This window comes from Pseudomonas sp. GM84 (assembly GCF_000282535.1).
GTDB lineage: Bacteria > Pseudomonadota > Gammaproteobacteria > Pseudomonadales > Pseudomonadaceae > Aquipseudomonas.
Map to the genome: position 1 here is coordinate 1 of NZ_AKJC01000209.1, position 3,578 is coordinate 3,578.

The following is a 3,578-nucleotide window of genomic DNA, read 5'->3' on the forward strand; positions in this document are numbered from 1 at the left end:
TCTCGGCGGGCGCTAAAAAGCAGACAACCATGGCCTGACAGACCGTGGCACGTTGCAACAAATGTAGGAGCGAGCTTGCTCGCGATGCGCCGCGCGGGCGGCGCTCGATCTCACGGCCACCCACACTTTCTTGCCGTACACTCGAGCTCAAAACGCCCCATGCACCCGCACGACAACCCCGAGAAACTCACAACCTTCTTCACACAAAACCGTCGGATACCGAGTATTCAACGGTCTCAACATTCGCTCCCCGCCTTCTTCGATCAGTTGCCGTAAAACGGCAGATCGCCCTGGCTGCCTGGCAATTACCAACTTACCCGGCTCCGGCTGCAACCCCGTATCGACCAGAATGCGCATGCCTTCCGGCACGCTCTTGCCACTGGCCGCATTCATCGAGTCGTTTTCCACCTCCAGCCAGAATGCATTACCCGCTGGCATATAGTCCGTCTGCTCTTGGACCTCGCTCTTGTCTGGCAAAGGACCCTGCAGATCGGCCCAGCCCAGAACCGGGAAACGAAAACTCGCGTAGCGCAATGCCTCTGCCGACAAAGGCCGCTCAGAACCATAAGAGCCCCTGGACTCACGCGTGAGCTCCGCCAAATCCCGCTCAACCACCATGACTTGAGCCTCCAGATACACCAGCCCAAGTTTTTCCAGCTTTTCATTGATGGTTATCAGCGTTGGTCGCCGAGTCCCGCGCAGCCAGTGCCCCACGCCACCCTGCGTCATGCACAGACGTTCGGCGAGCTTGAGCTGGCTGAGGTTGTGTTCGCGCTTGTAGCGCTTGAGAAATGCGTTCCAGTTTTCCATGAGCGCAAACAATACGGACTGTATTAGCCGCTTCAATACACATCCCGAATTATTTCTAGCGCATTAAATAGTACAGATTGACCTATCCTCCAGACTCATTGTGTTTGAAGGGAACTCTGTAGGTACCGCGATGAAACAATCGAAAAACGACGTAACAGAACTCGACAGCGAAGCCGCCCGCCGCGCCCTCGACTATTACCTCAATCCCAGCCCCACCCGCCCCAGCGAGCACAACAAGATCTGGACCCTGCACGAAGGGGTCAGCCACCAACAGGCGCAAGAACACGCCATCGCCCTGCTCCGCTGCGCAGCCGCCACCGCCCAGGAAACCGCCATTCATCAGGAAGGCACCACCCGCGAACTGATCTTCGCGCTGATGCACATGATGGACATGGCCAAGGCCCTGCTTGAGCACAAGCACCCCGGAAACAGCGGGGTGTAGGGGAGATAGGAAGGGAGAAACGTGATGGCTGGGTACTGGCTGGGACGCCGAGTACCGGAAAGAGGAAGCGCATCGGTAAAAGTTTTTTACCGAATAAATGAAAATTCATTTGACTGGCAAATGATAACGATTATTATTGCACTCAGCTGATCGCGAGATCTGCTGGATAACCTGGAGCTTAGGTCGCTCTCAGATTATCTCCTCATCAGGCTAATCACGGTTTTTGACCCGGCTTTTTGCCGGGTCTTTTTTTTTGGCTCTTCAGGCTAATGAAGATCAGTGATGGCGGCGATGATAGCAAAAGTGTTTCAGAGCGTGAACGCTCATTACAAAACTTTGCGGAATCAGCACTTGAGAATCAATCTCGTTTCGCCTACTCTGGTTCCGCATCAAGGACGATGCCCCCACCCCTCCCCCTCTTGAGCAAGGAGCTGTCCATGAGCCGTCTGCTGCTGCCCCTCGAGCACCCTACCCCCGCTGCCGAGCAAGATGCCGACAATGCGCTGCTACATGGCCTCAAGCGCTTGCCACGGCGCGTGCAGCAAGTGTTCCTGCTCAGCCGCCTCGACCAATTGGACTTCGCCAACATTGCCGCACGACTCGACCTGCCGTTGCTGAGCATCGAACGGCACATGAACCAGGCCTTGCAAACGGCCCGTGCGCGAGGGGATGCCGTGGCCAGTGTTGCCGGGCAATGGTACGTGCGGCTGCAGAGCCCAGAAGCCACTGCCTGCGAGCGGATCGATTTTCGCCGCTGGCTGGATGCCGACCCGGCCCACCTGCAGGCTTTCCATGACACCGAATTGCGCTGGCGCAGCCTGCTCGCACCCGCGCGTGAGCTGGGACAGGATGGCTGGTACCGGCAAGGGCGTGCGGCGATTTCGTTGGGTGGGTGTTCGGTTGCGGTTGGTTTGGGAGTTGCGGCGCTGCTGCTGTTTGGCTACTGGGCCTGAATAACAAAGCCTCCCAATCTGGATCGCACGACAGGAGAGGCAGTAGGTTTTCTGTGCTGTGACAACTTGGCATTCTTGGGATTAGGTACAGAGCTTGAGCATCAAGCGGTGTACAGTACCCCGACAACAATTCCCAAGGAGCCCGCCAATGACCGTGACGCTGTCCCCCCTGCAGATCGACTGTGATTTCGACTCCGGCAACATCCAGGTCCTGGACGCCAGCAACCCGGCCCAGGTCCGCCTGGCCATTCGCCCGGACACTCACAGCGGCCACTTCCAGTGGTTCCACTTCAAGGTCAGCGGCCTCACCCCCGGCCAGCGCCACCGCTTCAGCCTGGAAAACGCCAGCGAGTCTTCCTACAAGAACGCCTGGACCGGCTACAACGCGGTCGCGTCCTACGACCAGCACACCTGGTTCCGCGTACCCAGCCAGTTCGACGGCAAGGCCTTGTCGTTCGAAATCCAGGCTGAACAGCCGCAGATCTGGTTCGCCTATTTCGAACCCTACCCACGTGCCCGCCACAACCAGCTGATCGAGCGCGCCCAGCAGATTCCGGGCGTGGAGCTGCTGGCCCACGGGCGCAGCGTGCAGGGCCGGGATATCCCGCTGCTGCGCGCAGGCGACGGCGCGGCGGGCAAGCGCAAGCTGTGGCTGATTGCCCAGCAGCACCCGGGCGAGCACATGGCCGAATGGTTCATGGAAGGCGTGATCGACCGGCTGCAGGGCAATGATGCGACGGTTCAGGCACTGCTGGCGAAAGCCGACCTGTACCTGATCCCCAACATGAACCCCGATGGCGCTTTCCTCGGCCACCTGCGCACCAACTTCAAGGGCAAGGACCTCAACCGGGCCTGGCAGGACGCCAGTGTCGAGGCGAGCCCGGAGGTGTTCTTTGCCCAGGCGCAGATGAAGCAGTACGGGGTGGATGCGTTCATCGATGTGCATGGAGACGAAGAAATCCCCCATGTGTTCACCGCGGCTTGCGAGGGCAACCCGGGGTACACGCCGCGGCTGGCCAAGCTGGAAGAGCATTTCCGCAGCACCTTGTGCAGCCTGACGCCAGACTTCCAGACGAAATACGGCTATACCCGCGATGAGCCAGGGCAGGCCAACACCACGTTGGCGTGCAATGCGGTGGGGATGGCGCATGACTGCTTGTCGCTGACCCTGGAGATGCCGTTCAAGGACCATGACGATGCGCCAAACCCGGTTACCGGGTGGTCGGGGGCGCGGTCGAAGGTGTTGGCGGGGGCGGTATTGGAGACGCTGGTGAAGATGGTCGACGATTTGCGCTGAGGCTTCTGGCCCTATCGCCGGCAAGCCGGCTCCCACAGAACTGCATTTCACTCATTGATCTGGCAGGGGCCTGTGG

The 3,578-nt window shown here is 59.4% G+C and carries 4 protein-coding genes; 3 read left to right on the plus strand and 1 reads right to left on the minus strand.

What is annotated here, in order from left to right; translation table 11 throughout:
* Positions 1–147: 147 nt before the first annotated feature.
* Complete coding sequence (locus PMI38_RS17355) at positions 148–810, minus strand: LexA family protein (protein WP_043273855.1); 663 nt, start codon at positions 808–810, stop codon at positions 148–150.
* 130 nt (positions 811–940) lie between these two features.
* Between PMI38_RS17355 and PMI38_RS17360 the strand changes: the two genes are divergently transcribed.
* From PMI38_RS17360 to PMI38_RS17370, 3 genes are all read left to right on the plus strand, one after another.
* Entirely contained in the window at positions 941–1,252 is a 312-nt protein-coding gene (locus PMI38_RS17360; RefSeq protein WP_008096522.1) for a DUF6124 family protein, read from the plus strand.
* A gap of 437 nt (positions 1,253–1,689) precedes the next feature.
* Positions 1,690–2,205, plus strand: a complete 516-nt coding sequence (locus tag PMI38_RS17365; protein WP_008096523.1) for a DUF4880 domain-containing protein — start codon at positions 1,690–1,692, stop codon at positions 2,203–2,205.
* 148 nt (positions 2,206–2,353) lie between these two features.
* Entirely contained in the window at positions 2,354–3,502 is a 1,149-nt protein-coding gene (locus tag PMI38_RS17370; RefSeq protein WP_008096525.1) for a M14 family metallopeptidase, read from the plus strand.
* Positions 3,503–3,578 lie beyond the last annotated feature (76 nt).

What these genes read in the sequence shown, in the direction of transcription:
- PMI38_RS17365 (WP_008096523.1), top strand. Translation starts at nt 1,690, where the DNA reads ATGAGCCGTCTGCTGCTGCCCCTCGAGCACCCTACCCCCGCTGCCGAG.
- PMI38_RS17370 (WP_008096525.1), top strand. Translation starts at nt 2,354, where the DNA reads ATGACCGTGACGCTGTCCCCCCTGCAGATCGACTGTGATTTCGACTCC.
- PMI38_RS17360 (WP_008096522.1), top strand. Translation starts at nt 941, where the DNA reads ATGAAACAATCGAAAAACGACGTAACAGAACTCGACAGCGAAGCCGCC.
- PMI38_RS17355 (WP_043273855.1), bottom strand. Translation starts at nt 810, where the DNA reads ATGGAAAACTGGAACGCATTTCTCAAGCGCTACAAGCGCGAACACAAC.